Below are 15,776 nucleotides of genomic sequence, written 5' to 3'. Positions count from 1 at the left end.
CAAGGAAGTATTCACAGCGTGTCCTGGGAGAGGGGAATTCTTTCCTTCCGACCCGCTGGTAAGTCTTTTGGCGCAAAGGTGAGCGGCCAAATTGTGCTTATTGTCGGGCTGGCACGCTCACTCACGGTATATTCAAACCAGTTCGGCCAGTTGTTGCAGTAGTGGGAAATACAGGGCACAGCGAATATTGCGTTCGCCACGGGTATAAAAGAGTTTCCGATAGGTTTCCAACTGGGTGCGGTAGTGCTCCAGTTGGGCGGCAATAAACGCCGCCTGATTTTCTCCGGTACCGGGCTCGGCAGTCTTGTAGCCCACGATCCAGCGTACACCCTGGGTATCGATAAATGTGCGGTCCACGAATGCGCGGCGCAGATGCCGCCCGCCGCTGTGGAGTTCCAGTTCACAGGTTGCATCCTGCACCGATGTGCTATCGAGTAGCCAGCATCCGGTAGGGCAGTTCAGGCTGTTGCGCACGGCAACTGCCACTTTTTCAGCAGCACGGTCCAGGTTACTGCCGGACAGGCCCAATTGCGACAAGCGCAGTTGCCAGAGTGTACGCTGCTGCGCGAGGCGTATCTCGTTCCACTGCGCGATATCTGTCTGCGCAATGGTGGCCAGGGTCTCGTGGGCAACGGTGCCGGCGTGGCGCAGCCAGCGTTGGGCAACCTGCCCCAATTGCGGAATATTATCCCCCCCGTCCTCACCCGGCTGGTAATCGCGCATGCGGTACTGGGCTAGCCAGTGCTGTTGCGGTATCGGTTGCGGTTGCCACTGGGCGGGTAGGCGGGGTTGTCCCGCTGCAGGTTGCGGCCGGCATAGCGCGCCAGTTCGAGTAATTCGCCCGTGTAGCTGCCGAGTGTGCAGTTCAGGTCTTCGAGCTTTTCTGCCACCAGTTCATCAATGACGAAGTGGAAATAGTCCTGGGCGTCTTTGTGGCGCACATTGAGCAGGGGGCCCAGCCACTGTTCGCGTTTCTCCAGCAGGAGGCGCAACAGTGTATTCAGCTGGCCCAGATCGTTGTCCAGGTGCAACAGCAATTGCTGCAGGTCGCGGTCGGGCTGCTCACCGTCCAGGTGCTTGAGCGGGTTCACCACGGCCAGTTCGAAAGGGATACGGGTGTGCTCCAGAGGTTCACCCGGCGCGCCCAGGCCACTCTCGATGGGCAGCTGGCTGGCGAGGCTTCTGCACAGACCGTCAATGGTCTGGATATGCAGGCGCTGCGGTGTTTGCAGCAGCTGCCAATTGCACTCGCGATCCCGTTCCAGCAGTGTCCGAGCCAGATCCCAGGTGGCAGCCTGGTGGGCATTCTCCGGGCGCGGTACCGTGCTTCGACCGGGCGAGCGCGCATTTCGCCGGCGGCCTTACGGGTAAAAGTAATCGCCAGTACTTCCTCGGGCTGCTGGCAGGTGCCCAGCAACTTCAGTATCCGCTGGGTGAGCAGACCGGTCTTGCCTGAGCCCGCCGGTGCAGAGACGGCAAAGCTGCTGGTGATATCCAGAGCGCGGTTGCGGGCCCTGGCATCAGTGGGATGGCGCAGGATCGGGGTGGTCACTGTCTCGTTCATTCGCACCTCTGAGCCCTTTCGGGCCAGCGGTTAAGGGGCCAGAGCTCCGTGGTGTTGTCTGCGGGCCGGTCGAAGGTGAGGGCGGCGGCACCGCTGCGGTATTCGCCCGCGAGAGATTTCAGGCTTTCACACCAGTGCGCTACCAGGTTGCTCCAACTGCCGAAGGGGGTGTTTTTCTCGATATCCGCCACGGTTTTGATCCCTGTTATGGGCTGCTCAAGCTCACCGCAGCCATGCCATTTACAGTCGCTACTGCGTGCCTGACCGAAGGTGATGGCACGGGCGTGGGGCTGGAACAGGGCATAGAGTGGCAGCTGGGGTTCGCGAATACGTGGGGTGAGCCAGTCGCGAATAGTGGGAGTGCCGGTCTTGTAGTCGATCACCAGTCGCTCTCCGCTGGCAAGTTGGTCCAGGCGGTCCAGGCGCAGGTTGAAATGCAGCCCATCAATCTCCACTGCCTGTTCCCACTCAATTTCCTTCACGGAAAAGACGGGCCGCTGCAACTCTGTGGCCAGCCACTGGTGCATCAGTCGCTGCAGGCGCTGCGCTTCCAGGGCCCAGAAACCACCGGGGAGGTGGTGGTATTTTCGGCGCACACCGCCCAGCACAAGCTCTATGGCGTGCGCTATTTGCTCATGGCGCTGCGCTTCGCCCAGGGCCTGCAGCTGCGCCAGGGCGACACATCGCTGCCAGAATTCTGCCAGCAGCTTGTGCACCACATTGCCCCGCTCGGCCGGGCTCAGACCGATATCCGGCGCACTATCACTACTGCCAGCACCGAGTCGATAATACAACTGCGCGTTGAGCGGACAGAGCGCCTGTGCCTTGAGGACTGAGGCCCCACCGCGCACCTGCTGGCAGTCTTCTGGTGTCAGAGGGGGGAGCGATTCATCGTCGATTTTTTCCAGTGGCACAGCCCCGGCCAATGCATTGAAGTGGCTTTGCAGGGCGTCACCGGCAAAGTGTTCGGTCGCTTCGGGATGCCCGAACAAGCGGCTCAAGCTCTGTTGCACGCCGTCTTCTTCACAGGCGTAACTCACTACAATATCGCCACTGGCATTGAGCAGGCCGGTTGTGATTTCTTGCGCCAGACCCAATTCCCGCCCTGCGCTGGCGCGGGGCATTTTCCAGTGTTTTTGCCACTGGATTGGCAGCAGGGGGTTGGGTGCCGGTGCCGGTGTCGGCGGCCACTGTTGCTGGCCGAAGCCCATCAGGCGCAGGTGATCGAAGGCGAGGCCACCGGCCTCCAGCACACCCAGGATCTGCAGGGGGCCGTCGTGGGTCTCCGCCTGAAATGGTGTGCGTCTGGCGATCTGGTGCAGCAGCTGCAGGGCTTGTGCCAGGGTCAGGTTGCCGGCGTAGGCGTTGAGGGCTGCATGCTTTTCCAGGGTGGTTTCCCACAGCATCAGTTGCTGGTATTCCTGGCTGTTGGGGGTGCGGGTACCGGGCCAGCCGAGATCGGCCAGGGTCTTGGACAGACGGTTCGCCCAGGTTTCAGCGGGTGCGCGCTGCCAGCGGCGCCATCAATACGGCGCAGCTGCAGCTTTTGCAGGCGCCGATACAGCGCACTGCGCAGCCAGGTTTCGCCGCTGTCGCTCCAGAAGGGGCAGAAGAGCGTATTGCGCAAGGCATTGCAGTCCCATTCACCGCGCAGGAGATCCAGCAACTGCAGGGCTGCACTGCCAATGGGGGTCTGCGCCAGTGGCACACCGGCGGAAAAGTTGAAGGGCAGGGTGTAGTGCGGTTGTTGGGGATCGGTGCACTGGGGCTCCAACACCCGTGAAAAAATCGTCTCCACCCGGGTGCGGCACTGGCCCAGCTCGTCGTCGCGATCGGCACAGGCGGCGGCCCGTAGTTGGCTCGGCTGCCGCACACCGGCTCTCCTGCACACCTTGTGGGCGGCAGCCTGGATAATCTCGCCGGCCAGTGGCGAAATCTGCGTGAATCCGGCCATATCGATTTGCGGCAGGGGTTCAGTATCCCCTCCTGCAGGGCACGCAAGATCAGTTGGTCGCGCTGGTCCGGGGTAATGGCAGTATAAGCCTGCAGCGTATTGGCAAAGACCTTGGTCATAGTGCATAGAGGGAGCTTTTCCTCCTGCAACGACACCGCAAACTGCTCCATCAGCGGGGTGATGGTCTCTTCAAAATTCTGGATGTTGGTAACCCGCTGCCACTGCACCAGTTGCGACAGGGCGCTGTCGGCATCCCGACACAGTTGCTGACGATTGAGCAGCTGTTGTTTCAGTGACTGGTCCAAAGCGCGCTGCCAGAGCAATTGCCGCTGTTCGCGGTCGAGGACCCGCATGAGCGCAGGCTGCCAGTTGCACTGCTGCAGCTCGAACCAAAGTTTATCGAGCCAACTCTGCAGGGACTCCACTGGCGGCGGCAGCCAACAGGTGCCGGGTGGCTGCTGCGCGGCATAGATCTGCTGGCAGCGGTTGCGCAGGCGGTTGTTGGGGGTGAGCAGCAGCCCCCCCGGGGGGAGCTGTGCGAAAATCTCGAGGGCGGGAAATGCCGGTTTCAGCATGAATTTGGGTACCGGTGGAGTCCTGTTATGAGGGGGAACGGTCGTGGTTTGTGCAAGGGCATTCGGCGGCCTGGTGAATTCAGGAGCCTGGTGCCAGAGGTTCGCTGAGGGGAGCAAATTCCCGGAAAGCTTGCACGATAGTTCCGCTGCGGTCGGCAGCGCTGGTAATCAGGCGGCTGGGCTGTGGCGTACCTGGCAGGGTCAATTGCAGTTCATCGACCCACCAGCGCACCCGGCGTGCTATGGCCTCGCCGGAGTCCACCCATTGAATTGAGCGCGGGGCAAATTGCTGTAACTCTTCGCGCAGCAGGGGGAAGTGGGTGCAGGCAAGCACTGCGATATCCACCTGGTCGCCACCGGCAGTGCGGAATACCCGGTGCAAAACCGGCTCCAGATCCCTGGCGGACACAGCCTCTCCGCGCAGCTTTTTCTCGGCCAACTGGACCAATTCAGGCGCCGCTACATTGATGATCCGATTGCCATTGGCGAACTGCGCAATCAGCTCGCGGGTATACTTGCGGTTTACCGTGCCCTCGGTGGCGATCAGTGCGATGGTGCGGGAGCGGCTGGCCCCGGCAGCGGGTTTGACCGCAGGCACCACGCCCACTACGGGCTCTTCCAGTGTGCTGCGCAGCTGCGGCAGGGCCAGTGTGCTGGCAGTATTGCAGCCCACGATCAAGATGTCGGCCCCGCAGTGTGCCATCATGGCCTTTACCTGCTCCAGGATACGGGGGCGCAGTTCCTCCTCGCTTTTGTTGCCGTAGGGGTAAAAACCGTTGTCAATACCCAGATGCAACGTCAGCCCGGGTATCAGGCGGCGGATCTCCCGTGCAATACTGATGGCACCCACGCCGGAATCGAAGACCAGTGCGCTGGGGGGGGGTGTGTCGGGGAGGGCACTTTGCTTGAACATCTGCTTGGGGTACCAACATCAAGACCAATTCCCCAAGAATACCTCAAATTCCCAAAAAAATTCCTGTCGCACCACACTGCGAGTGTACTTTTGTCGGTGGCAGTGCCGATCACTGGGGGAGTGTCAACCCTGCGGTTGCCGCAATTGCGTTTTGGGCTGAGCGCGCACCGAGCAATGGTAGCTTGCTGCAATCGCAGCACTTTCGGCCTGCAAGCTGATAGAATGGGTGTTTCGCCCGACGATCATCTGGGGCTGCCAGGTGCGAATGGCCTGTTTCCATAGAAAATCCAAACTGATACCGCTCTATTACGGGTCTGGGAGTGGCTCTCTATGCCTGCGTTTCCGCTGCAACTGAATGCCGATCACGCAACACTGGCGGCGCTTGTCTTGCTGATTTTAGTGGGGGCTGTATTTTGGCTGTCCCGTGCCGGCAGTCGTCGCAGCCTTTTGCGTGCTGAAGTCGCACTGCAGGTGGCCGAAACCCGCCTCGAAAGCTGTCGTCAGCGGGAGGCCCAACTCGACACCGAGATACAGCGTCTGCGTGCAGAACTGGCCGACAAGCTGCAGCAGCTGAGCCGCAGCCAGGTGCTGGTTGAGAGGGGCGAAGCGGCCCTGGTGGAGCAGCGACGGGTCATGGAACAGATGCGCAGTGCCTTGGGTGAACAGTTCGAGAATTTGGCCAACCGTATCTTTGAGGAAAAGCAGCAGAGCTTTATGCGCCGCAGTGAAGACAGCCTGCGCAAGAGTCTCAATCCCCTTGAGCGCGAGCTGGGGGATTTTCGCAAGCGTGTGGAGCATGTCTATGATCGCGAAAATGCCGAGCGCAATAGCCTGCTGGGACAGATCAAAGCGCTGCGCGATCAGACGCAGCGTATCGGCGATAAGACCCTCAGCCTCACCGCCGCCCTGAAGGGGGATCGCAAGTTCCAGGGCAACTGGGGGGAGGTGGTGCTGGAGCGGCTGCTGGAAGAGTCCGGCCTGAGGAAAGGGCGGGAGTATGAGACCCAGGTCAGCCTTGCCAGTGACGGCTGCCGGCGCCAGCCCGATGTGATCGTGCACCTGCCGGAAAACAAAGATCTGATTATCGATGCCAAGGTCTCCCTGGTGGATTACGAACGCTACAATTCGGCCCAGACCGACGAGGCGCGCGCACAGGCCCTCAAACAACACGTCAATGCTCTGCGTGCCCATATCTCCGGTCTCAACAAAAAGGCCTATGAGCAGTTGGAAGGCGTGCGCACCCTGGACTTCGTATTTATTTTTTTACCCATAGAGGCTGCCTACCTGCTGGCCATGCAGGCGGCCCCGGACCTGTTCCGCTTTGCCTACGACAAGCAGATAGTCTTGGTCAGCCCCACCAGCCTGATGGCGACCCTGCGCACCGTGGAAAATATCTGGCGCTATGAAAAGCAGAACAAGAACGCGGAGAAAATCGCCGATGAAGCGGGTAGGTTGCACGATCAGTTTGCCTTGGTGTTGGAATCTCTGGATGCGCTGGGTGATCGCCTGCGCCAGGCGGAGGACGCCTATCAGCAGACCTACAAACGCTTGGCCAGCGGCCGTGGCAATGCGGTAAAGCGCATCGACAGCCTGCGCAAGCTGGGGGCCAAAACTCGCAAACAGATTTCCCCTGAATTGCGCGAAAAGGCAAATGCGTCGGAACCGGAGGAATTGCCTCAGGCGACCACCGTCGCTGCGAAAGAATAACCCGGTATGGAAAACCTTGTATTCGCGTTCTCGGTCACCGGGCCTATTTTCCTGATGATTGTGGCCGGATACCTGTTGAGTATCAGCGGTATTGTGCGCGAACGCTTTATCGACGATGCCTCCAGGCTGGTTTTTCATATTACCCTGCCAGCGTTGCTGTTTATCAGTATTTACGCATCCAAGGCAAGACCGATGGAAGAAGTCCCGCTGTTAACCGCGGGAGTTTTGGGGTCTTTTGCAATGATCCCGCTGGCCTGGTTACTGGCTCGCCCTCTAGTGCCTAGTGACCGAAGCGCTTTTATTCAAGGCACCTATCGGGGAAACCTTGCCATCGTGGGTTTGGCCTGGGTGGAGAAAGCTTACGGAGGTTCCGGGGTCTCCCATGCGGCTACATTGGTGGCAGCACTCGCCGTCCAGTTTAATGTGATCGCAGTCGTTTTATTCGTACTTTACAATAAGGATACGAACTTTAGTTGGCGTATGCTGGCATGGGAACTTTTTAAAAACCCCCTGATTCTGGGGGTGTTTGCCGCGATCTTATGCCGGATGCTGGAAGTCAAACTACCGGATATGGTGCGGGATACCATTCAGGACCTGGCCTCTGTTAGTCTACCTTTAGGGCTTATCTGCATTGGTGCCAGCATGAAAATAGGGGTACTGCTGCACAGCCCTCCTACAGCGCTTGCCGCTTCTCTGCTCAAGCTGGTTGTAGCGCCGGCGATTTCGTTTGTGATTGGCTGGATGATGGGATTGAGCCCGGAATATCTGGGCTACCTACTGTTGATGACGGGGGCTCCCTGTGCCATATCGGCTTTTGTTATGGCACACACAATGGGTGGCAACAGTCAACTTACCGCGCATATTGTTGGGCTCAGTACCCTGCTCTCCGTGGTTACCGCCAGTATTGGACTGGTGCTACTAAAGGTGTATTTTTGATGGCGTTATTTCCAACCTGGCTGCTGATTGTAGCCGCGACGATTATTGTCATTCTCGCCCTGGTGGCAGGGTACTTTCTGCACAAGTTGTCTGCCGCACAAAAGAAACAGGCTGAGCAGCTGGCGGAACTGGCGCAGGCGGCGGCAGATCAGCGCCGGAGGGTCAATGACAGTATCCAGATCATCGCGCGCGCACTTCTGGATGAAGGCATCGGATTGACCGAAGCGTCGATACGTATTCGTGTACTTCTGGATGCGTTACAAGTTGATCAGGCGGTGCGGGATGAATTTGTGGCCTTCTATACCCTTGCAGAGAAAACCGCTCATATCCCCATTTTGCAGGATTGGAAACAGTTGTCGCGCAAAAAGCAGTTTCAGTTTGAGCTGGAAATGGCCAAATTAGAAACGGAATATAGGGATTTCGCCTTGGATGCCGCTAAGCGAATGATTGGTCGCTCTTTCTGAAAGGCCGGCGAGCGGTGAGTGGAAAGTTAAAGACTTCGGAGTCCGCTCGCCCCGCTGGTTCATGGCCCCAAGGGGGCTGTCTAATGCGAGGCGGCAGTTTGCCCGGGCAGCTGTGGGTTTCTTGCGCTAAAAACCGCCAGGTAGTGAGCCTGGCGATTACCTGCCAAATGACTGGAGATGATTTGGACTTTAATAGGGCTTATGCGATCAGCGTGTTCAAGTCGCGCAATAGGCTATAAGCCCAGCCTTTACCTGTCCCGGTTCAATACGGGATAATTGACGCGAGAGTTGTCCTGAGTCAGTGGATATTACGACCGCGGTCCACTGGGTGTAGGTGGGGATTAAATTTGAAAGTCTGGAGTGATGGGTGACTACAACGATTGAACGCAAGGCGACCAATGTTCATTGGCACAAGGGGAGTGTGACTCGTGAGAAGAGGGCGGACATGCTCGGTCACAAGGGAGTGACTCTATGGTTCACAGGCCTGTCTGGTTCCGGTAAGAGCACGGTTGCGGTTGCTTTGGAACGGGCGCTGGCTGCCCGTGGTGTGTTGAGTTACCGGCTGGATGGCGACAATATTCGCCTGGGTATCAATGCCAACCTGGGTTTCTCCGCGGCGGATCGCCAGGAGAATATCCGCCGTGTCGGTGAGATTTCCAAGCTGTTCGCGGATACTGGCATTGTGGTATTGAGTAGCTTTATCAGCCCCTACCGGGAGGACCGTGAAAAGGTCAGGAAGATGCACGAGGTAGGGGGCCTCCCTTTTATAGAGGTATTTGTTGATTGCCCCTTGGGGGAGGCGGAGTCTCGTGATCCAAAAGGCCTATACAAGAAGGCCCGTGCGGGAGAGATCAAAGGATTCACTGGAATTGATGATCCCTACGAGGCGCCGACTTCGCCTGAGTTGCACCTGAATACCGCTGAGATGACCCTTGAGCAGGAAGTGGCAGTGATAGTCTCCACCCTGCAGGAAAGAGGAATCATTGCCAAAGACTGATCCTCGAGGCCCGGGTAGAAGGAGACCCTTATTGGCCTTCTCTTGTGCCTGAAACCATGGCGTGAGGCTGCCGCCTTGCGCGATGCGCCACGTCCTGCCCCCTTTATGTCTATCCAGGTGCCAACTGGCGGTTGTCCTTTCCATCCCTTCATATACTCAACCTGTACCAGATAGCGAAGTTGCCAGTTGTGGAGGCGTCTATGTCGGTAAGGGGAGCCTGGTTTGTCACTGTTTTTCTGTTGGTAGTGACAGGAATGCTGGGTTTGGGCGCATGGTATGGATATCAGAAGCTGCCAAAAGTACACGGAAAGGCCAATGCGCCAGTGCTTGGGGTACCGAGAGGCGCGCTCGATTACCCCGCCATGCCGGCCTATGCCGGCCCACACCCGAGGAGGATGGCGCGCCCGCCGGAATACTTTCCCTTCCCTATTGGGATTGGTGAAGTTGGGCCGGTAGAAACCCTGTTCGCGGGTGCCTCAAGATATCCCTTTCTCTGCGGCTGGAATGCCATTACCGGTAAACAACCGCTGGTGGATAATCAGGCAGGTGAGGGTGTTCCTGTGTTTGCCCTGGATGGTGATGGGCAAAAGACAAAAGAGGTGATTGGATACAGTCGTGATTGTAGCCATGCCACTGAGGTCACCTATTTCTACCGCAGTACAAAGGATGGGCAGTTTTATAGCCTGCATGAAGCTCGTAACGATGTTCAGAAAGTAACTGTTAATGGGCGGCAGGTGGATTTTATTGTGCGTGTTGAAACAGGGACCATTAACCGCCACTTCTACGCTATCGCGGTATTGAAGGGCGAAGGGGAAGGTGCTGGGGAGCCCAACAGTAGCAATTGGAACCGGCGCTTGATCTACCAGTTCCGCGGTGGTGTTGGCATTGGATGGCGCCAGGGAAATATCAGCAAGGGGGATATCACCACCCGGCGCGTGGATCAGCTGGCGCGGGGGTATGCCATTATCTATTCGACGGCAAATCAAACCAGAAACCATTACAACATATGGCTGGCGGAGGATGCCTCGCGACGGCTCAAGAAGCAGTTTGAAGCCCTTTACGGTGAACCCATGTACACGGTGGGTATCGGTGGTTCGGGCGGGGCCATTCAGCAATATTTGTTTGCACAAAATGCCCCCGGTCTTTTGGACGCAGCGATTCCGCTCTATTCATACCCCGATATGGTCAGTCAGACCATTTACGCATTTGACTGTGAGCCGCTGGAATATTTCTTCGATGTTCTGGATGCCGGCAATACCCGTTGGCGCAACGCCGAAGCGCGTTCAATCATACAGGGGCTTTCGGCAAATTCTAAGGTGAGCAGCCGTTTTGATTTGATGAGTATGGCGGCGGGGTTGTTTGATCGCCGTTATAGAAGCCGCGCACGCGGCACGACTGAATGTGTGGAGGGTTGGCGCGGTCTGGTGCCACTGGTCAATAACCCCAATTTTGTACACTTTTTCAAAAGCTTTTCCGAAGACCTGGTGAGGCAGGTCCACTGGACGCATTGGGAAAACCTGCGCAGCTTCTATGGTTCCGGTGCCAATGGATATGCCAACACTACTTGGGACAATGAAGGTGTTCAATATGGATTGAAGGCCCTTGTGAATGGCGATATCAGCATTGACACCTTCCTAAAACTCAATGCGTCGGTCGGTGGGTGGAAAACCCAGGAGAATCAGACCGAGGAGCATCTTTGGTTTTTGAATGGCAGCCTGCTCCCTGTCCGCCTTTCTGTTTGGAGTGAACAGAACTTAAATATGGGAAGCCTTGAAAACCCCGCAAGGCGAAGTCGGGCCAGTCTGGAGGCTATCAAAGGAATTTACCGCTCTGGTCATGTATTTCTGGGCGATGTAGAAATCCCGATCATTGATTTGCGTCATTATCTGGATAAAGAGCCCGACATGCATCACAGCTCCGCTTCCTTTACTGCGCGTGAGCGTATCCGTCGTGCGCGCGGCCATGCCGACAACCAACTGATCTGGATCAGCCACAAGGCGTATTATCCCCTGGATGAAGCACTCGATATGATTGATCGCTGGATGGAGAATATTATCAGAGATCCAGCAGCCGGCGTAGTGGGCAATCGCCCCGCAGAAGCCAGTGATCGCTGTTTTGACCGCGAGGGCAATGTACTGGCGACAGGCTCCGAGGTTTGGGACGGGGACTGGAATCGCCGGCCATCGGGGAAATGCACCAGGATGTATCCAATTTACAGCACTGCGCGCCAAGTGGCCGGAGCACCAGTGACGGATGACGTTTTTAAGTGTGCCTTGCAACCCATAGAGCGGGCGCTGGTAAAAGGCATTTACGGTTTGCATACTGAGGAAATCGCCGGGCGGGCTGAAGATTTGCGCCGCATTTTTCCTACCGGTGTGTGTAACTACAATGAACAGGATGTGGCGCGCCCGCGGGAGCAATTGATTCCCAGGGAAATTCCTGTGAAAATTGCGGGCCACTTGATCTCCCCCGACTATCGCCAGGATAAAATGCTGCAGGAAGCCAGGGCGGGTGAGGACGAGATTGGAGGCGCACGAGTGTCGCTGTCCGACGAAGCAAACCCGAGTCACTGATAATATTTGTGGCGCAAAAATTGTTGACAGGATAGTCCAGTCGGGTAGTATGCGCCTCGCTTTGGGGGCAACCCCTCCCCAGAGAGCAAGGGTGGTTAGCTCAGTTGGGAGAGCGACGGCCTTACAAGCCGTAGGTCACAGGTTCGACCCCTGTACCACCCACCAGCTTCTCACTGGGAAGAATACTATCGGGGACCGGTAGTTCAGTTGGTTAGAATGCCGGCCTGTCACGCCGGAGGTCGCGGGTTCGAGTCCCGTCCGGTCCGCCAAACGATAAATACACCCCGTCTGCTCTAAGTCTGAATGCTTCTCACCTGATCCAGTTTTTCTCTCTGCATTTGCTGAAGATACCTATATCCACTTAGCAAGGATTCTATGGCGAGTTGGGTTACCCTTGGGCCTCTCGGCACAGGGTTCGTTGCCATTTGTCCGATAATGACTTATAATTTGGACATCTGGCCATTAAAAACAAGGTATATGAATTCCTCCCCAGATTTTCACCCCCAGCCCAGTGCTGATACGGTACTTCTTGAGGCCCTTCTGAGTACAGCCGCCCATTTGGCGCTGAAGAAGAGAGAGCTTGGAGAAATCGTTCACCTGGACGAGCGGACCTTGAGACGAAAATCAGGCCTGGATCCCGCCAGCGCGGCTGGCCAGCTTGCACTGCTATTGATCCGTGCTTACCGAGCGGCCTTTGTCCTCTGTGGCAGTGAAGAGGGCGTCCGCCGCTGGTTTGCCACACCTAACCGGGCATTGAATGGTATTCCGCGTGAGCTGGCATACCGGATTGATGGATTGGTGCGAATTGTCACCTATCTCGATGCAATGCGGGGCAAGGTGTGACTACCGCTCTGACTCAAAGAATTGAGTCTTCGAAGATTCGTATCATGGGGCGGCTGTACCGTATCGTTGAGTCGCAAGAGGAGATCGCCACTCGCAGCCTGGTGGACAGCTTGCAAAAGCAACAGGTACTCGAGCACTTACTGGAAGAAAACAAACCGCAGAGACTGTCGGGTACGGAGGCGTTGCATTACCTGTTAGCTACTCCCTTTCGTTACCCGCCATTGCCCTGGGGCTCTCGCTTCGGTGGGGTGGCGGAATCGGGCATTTTTTATGGATGTAAAACCCTGATGACGACTCTGGCAGAAGCGGCCTATTACCGTCTCCTTTTTTTTCACGACATGCTTGAGTCCCCCCCCGATCCCCTTACCAGCTACCACAGTGTATTTTCAGCAAAGTATCGCGCAGACCCGGCGATCCGGCTGCAGGATATCGCTTGGGAAAAAAATTGGTCTGCGCTGACGCATCCAGGCGATTACCGCTACTGCCAGAGTCTGGGCAGGGAGCTTCGGAAGATGCATATTCAGGGTCTGGAAGTGATTTCGGCGCGAGCGCTTCAGGTAGGGTTAGTAAAATTTCCATCAAGTAACGGCGAGGGAATCAATGTGGCTCTTCTTGAACCTCAGGCACTTCTAAAGCGGCCACCCTCTCAAGAGGCTGATGTCACGGCGGAGACTGGTGGTGCAGGGGTGGTTTTCCTAGTTAAATCAGGCGATAAGACAGAGATTGTCCATTTTGTATTGGATGATTTTTTGGTGGATGGGCTTTTGCCCAGACCGGCATAGCAGCTAAGGTAGAGGGTTTAGTTATGTCGCCCCGCTTTTGGGATTGTCTGGATCTGCAGGCCTTTACAGACGCTGCCTGCGAGGTCCCCTATCAGCAAATAAAGAGCGGTCTTTTTCCCGGTTTCGATGTCTGGGTGCGTCGAGACGATCTAATCGATCCGATCATTTCGGGAAATAAAGCTTACAAACTTCTATTCAACCTGATTGAGGCGAGAGATAGAGGTGCGGAGATACTGATTACCTGCGGCGGTGCCTGGTCAAACCATATTCATGCTGTTGCGGCAGCGGGTGCTCGTTTTGGGTTTCGAACGGTCGGCGTCATCCGTGGTGAAATACCCGCCATACTAAATGCAAACTTGCAGGATGCGCAGCGATTTGGTATGAAATTGAAATTTGTTACACGAACTCAATATCGAAAAAGAAATCAGCCTGACTTTCTTCATGAGGTGGGCTTGGAGCCCGGTTCAGCTTATTTTATACCGGAAGGCGGCTCGAACCTGCTTGGGATCAAGGGCGTTCAGTTACTAGGAAAGGTGATTGAAGAGACAGCGCCGGTCGCCTTTGATCAGATGTGGGTTGCTTGTGGTACCGGGGCTACCTTTGCGGGATTTTCAGTAGGTATCCGGAATATTTCCGTGATAGGGGTTGAAATTCTGAAGGCTGGCGATAGCATTCTCAAGGATGCGGGCCTCTGGATTGAACGATTGAGCGCTACTAGACTTGGGCACCTTGAGAAGGATAAATCAGGAACCCGGTTACCTTTAGACCGACTCTCAGATCTGAGACTGCGCTTGTTGAGTCAATACCACTGTGGGGGGTATGGGAAATATCCAAAAGCGCTAGCAGATTTCCAAAGAGAATTCGAAGATCAAGTGAATATTCCGCTGGACCCCATCTATACAAGTAAGCTCTTTAATGCACTAAAAAAAATTACTGCCAAGGATGGGGAGCAGCGAGGGGTGAGAGCACTTGCACTTCATACCGGGGGTCTTCAGGGGCGGCGCGGCTATTGCTTGAAAAGCTAATTGCATTCTTGCCCTGAAAAATGCGGGTCTTTAATTTGTCTCTGCGGCTATTTCTGACTGTTCGATTTAGCGATTCTGCCATTCATTGTTCGATGTTGTGGGAAGCTTAAAAGAATCGACCTGGTGATTGATTGGGTTGACTAATAGATAAGAGTATAAAGATGCACCACGGGGGATATGTGTCAGAATTTCAAAATATAGGCTTAATTGGTCGAACTGAAAGTAATAGTGCAGTTATTTCCCTTAGGCGCTTAATGACTTTTCTCCAACGGGAGAGCTACTCAATAGTATTAGAGGCGGAGACTGCAAAAGCGGTATCTGGTCATGGTGCCCGCGTATCCTCTAGAGATAAATTGGGCGAGTTATGTGATTTGGTGATTGTTGTTGGTGGTGACGGCAGCCTCTTGGCTGCAGCACGTACTCTTGCTAAGTTTAACGTCCCTCTACTCGGTATTAACCGGGGGCGCCTTGGTTTTCTGACAGATATCACCCCTGAACAGGTTGAGGAAAAAGTTGGCGAGGTTTTGTCTGGAAAGTACATGGCCGAGAGCCGGTTTTTACTCGATATGGCAGTTACCAGAAACGGTAAACCGATTGGCAAAGGCTCGGCCTTGAATGATGTTGTGCTCCACCCTGGTGAATTCATTCGGATGATTGAGTTTGACCTGTATATTGACGGGCAATTTGTGTACAGGCAGAGGTCTGATGGCTTAATTATATCAACGCCTACCGGCTCTACCGCTTATGCACTTTCCGGAGGTGGTCCGATTATGCATCCCAAGTTGGATGCGATCGTACTTGTTCCTCTTAATCCACACACGCTGAGTAGTCGCCCAATTGTGGTAGAAGGCAGCAGCGAATTTAAGATCATCATTGGTGAGCATAATATTGCTAAGCCCTATGTAACTTGTGATGGTTTTGAGCAAGTGATTACTGAACTTGGCGATGTTGTTCACATTCATAAAAAACCGCATAGGTTAACGTTAATCCACCCGATCGATCATAATTTTTACGAAACCTGTCGCTCGAAATTAAACTGGCAGGTAAGTAATTGATTCAATTGCATAAAGAAAATTCTCATCGTGTTTTATGCACTCCAAGAGGCGATCAAAGAGGCTCCTCTAGTTCAAAAGGGAGGTCCCCGACTCTACCGTGGAGGCACGCGTAGTTTGACAGATCCGTAAGTCCCATAGTAACTCCAATGTGTGAGCCGCCAAGCAACACACATAGGCGTCACCATGAGATAAGTGAACAGCTTAGGTCACACGAAGTGGGAGTGTAATTACCATATAATTTTTAGAGTTATAACCGAATCTGGTGTTTGAGGGTTTGAAAGAAAGCAGCGTATCTGGTTGATTTGTTGTCGCCAAACAGTCAACCAACCAGGAATACGCTGCTATGGATAAGAATACCGTTGTTGAGTTTGCAGGTCGACATGAGACA

At 55.4% G+C, this 15,776-nt stretch carries 15 protein-coding genes and 2 tRNA genes; 11 read left to right on the top strand and 6 right to left on the bottom strand.

The features are described from left to right. Nucleotides 1-132: 132 nt before the first annotated feature. From ACL7TT_RS15575 to murI, 6 genes are all read right to left on the bottom strand, one after another. Complete coding sequence (locus ACL7TT_RS15575; protein ID WP_413396766.1) at nucleotides 133-723, bottom strand: hypothetical protein; 591 nt, start codon at nucleotides 721-723, stop codon at nucleotides 133-135. Between the two features lie 11 nt (nucleotides 724-734). Further along, a complete protein-coding gene (locus ACL7TT_RS15570; RefSeq protein WP_413396765.1) occupies nucleotides 735-1,091 on the bottom strand; it encodes a hypothetical protein in 357 nt (118 codons plus the stop codon). After that, the gene (locus tag ACL7TT_RS15565; RefSeq protein WP_413396763.1) at nucleotides 1,088-1,564 is read right to left on the bottom strand and encodes a UvrD-helicase domain-containing protein; all 477 of its coding nucleotides are present in this window, start codon (nucleotides 1,562-1,564) and stop codon (nucleotides 1,088-1,090) included. Before ACL7TT_RS15565 ends, ACL7TT_RS15570 begins: the two co-directional genes overlap by 4 nt. Continuing rightward, the gene (locus tag ACL7TT_RS15560) at nucleotides 1,561-3,030 is read right to left on the bottom strand and encodes a PD-(D/E)XK nuclease family protein (protein ID WP_413396848.1); all 1,470 of its coding nucleotides are present in this window, start codon (nucleotides 3,028-3,030) and stop codon (nucleotides 1,561-1,563) included. The genes ACL7TT_RS15565 and ACL7TT_RS15560 overlap by 4 nt, the downstream gene beginning before the upstream one ends. Beyond that, the gene (locus ACL7TT_RS15555; protein ID WP_413396761.1) at nucleotides 2,970-3,518 is read right to left on the bottom strand and encodes a hypothetical protein; all 549 of its coding nucleotides are present in this window, start codon (nucleotides 3,516-3,518) and stop codon (nucleotides 2,970-2,972) included. The genes ACL7TT_RS15560 and ACL7TT_RS15555 overlap by 61 nt, the downstream gene beginning before the upstream one ends. A gap of 654 nt (nucleotides 3,519-4,172) precedes the next feature. Next, nucleotides 4,173-5,006, bottom strand: a complete 834-nt coding sequence (murI, locus tag ACL7TT_RS15550) for a glutamate racemase (RefSeq protein ID WP_413396759.1) — start codon at nucleotides 5,004-5,006, stop codon at nucleotides 4,173-4,175. Nucleotides 5,007-5,336: 330 nt separating this feature from the next. On the opposite strand from murI, the gene ACL7TT_RS15545 reads away from it, so the two are divergent. The 11 genes from ACL7TT_RS15545 (at nucleotide 5,337) to ACL7TT_RS15495 (ending at nucleotide 15,388) form a co-directional block, all read left to right on the top strand. Continuing rightward, a complete protein-coding gene (locus tag ACL7TT_RS15545; RefSeq protein ID WP_413396757.1) occupies nucleotides 5,337-6,713 on the top strand; it encodes a DNA recombination protein RmuC in 1,377 nt (458 codons plus the stop codon). Between the two features lie 6 nt (nucleotides 6,714-6,719). After that, on the top strand, nucleotides 6,720-7,649 hold the full coding sequence (locus ACL7TT_RS15540; protein ID WP_413396755.1) for an AEC family transporter: 930 nt from the start codon (nucleotides 6,720-6,722) through the stop codon (nucleotides 7,647-7,649). Next, nucleotides 7,649-8,113 (top strand): DUF2489 domain-containing protein, encoded by a 465-nt coding sequence (locus ACL7TT_RS15535; RefSeq protein ID WP_413396753.1) that lies wholly within the window; start codon nucleotides 7,649-7,651, stop codon nucleotides 8,111-8,113. The genes ACL7TT_RS15540 and ACL7TT_RS15535 overlap by 1 nt, the downstream gene beginning before the upstream one ends. 367 nt (nucleotides 8,114-8,480) lie before the next feature. After that, nucleotides 8,481-9,110, top strand: coding sequence for an adenylyl-sulfate kinase (gene cysC / locus ACL7TT_RS15530; RefSeq protein WP_413396751.1), 630 nt, complete (start codon nucleotides 8,481-8,483; stop codon nucleotides 9,108-9,110). Between the two features lie 200 nt (nucleotides 9,111-9,310). Further along, complete coding sequence (locus ACL7TT_RS15525; protein WP_413396750.1) at nucleotides 9,311-11,683, top strand: DUF6351 family protein; 2,373 nt, start codon at nucleotides 9,311-9,313, stop codon at nucleotides 11,681-11,683. Between the two features lie 89 nt (nucleotides 11,684-11,772). Then, nucleotides 11,773-11,848 (top strand) — tRNA-Val (locus tag ACL7TT_RS15520). A 27-nt stretch (nucleotides 11,849-11,875) separates the two neighbouring features. Next, nucleotides 11,876-11,952, top strand: a tRNA-Asp gene (locus ACL7TT_RS15515). A gap of 208 nt (nucleotides 11,953-12,160) precedes the next feature. Then, on the top strand, nucleotides 12,161-12,526 hold the full coding sequence (locus ACL7TT_RS15510; protein WP_413396748.1) for an MbcA/ParS/Xre antitoxin family protein: 366 nt from the start codon (nucleotides 12,161-12,163) through the stop codon (nucleotides 12,524-12,526). Between the two features lie 44 nt (nucleotides 12,527-12,570). Further along, entirely contained in the window at nucleotides 12,571-13,308 is a 738-nt protein-coding gene (locus ACL7TT_RS15505; RefSeq protein WP_413396747.1) for an RES family NAD+ phosphorylase, read from the top strand. 23 nt (nucleotides 13,309-13,331) lie between these two features. Continuing rightward, a complete protein-coding gene (locus tag ACL7TT_RS15500; protein WP_413396745.1) occupies nucleotides 13,332-14,333 on the top strand; it encodes a 1-aminocyclopropane-1-carboxylate deaminase/D-cysteine desulfhydrase in 1,002 nt (333 codons plus the stop codon). Nucleotides 14,334-14,512: 179 nt separating this feature from the next. Continuing rightward, a complete protein-coding gene (locus ACL7TT_RS15495; RefSeq protein ID WP_413396744.1) occupies nucleotides 14,513-15,388 on the top strand; it encodes an NAD(+) kinase in 876 nt (291 codons plus the stop codon). The last annotated feature ends 388 nt before the right edge of the window (nucleotides 15,389-15,776 follow it).

Source organism: Microbulbifer jejuensis (genome assembly GCF_047289955.1).
GTDB lineage: Bacteria > Pseudomonadota > Gammaproteobacteria > Pseudomonadales > Cellvibrionaceae > Microbulbifer.
The sequence above is the reverse complement of the archived record's forward strand: the minus strand, read 5'-3'. Positions and strand labels throughout refer to the sequence as shown.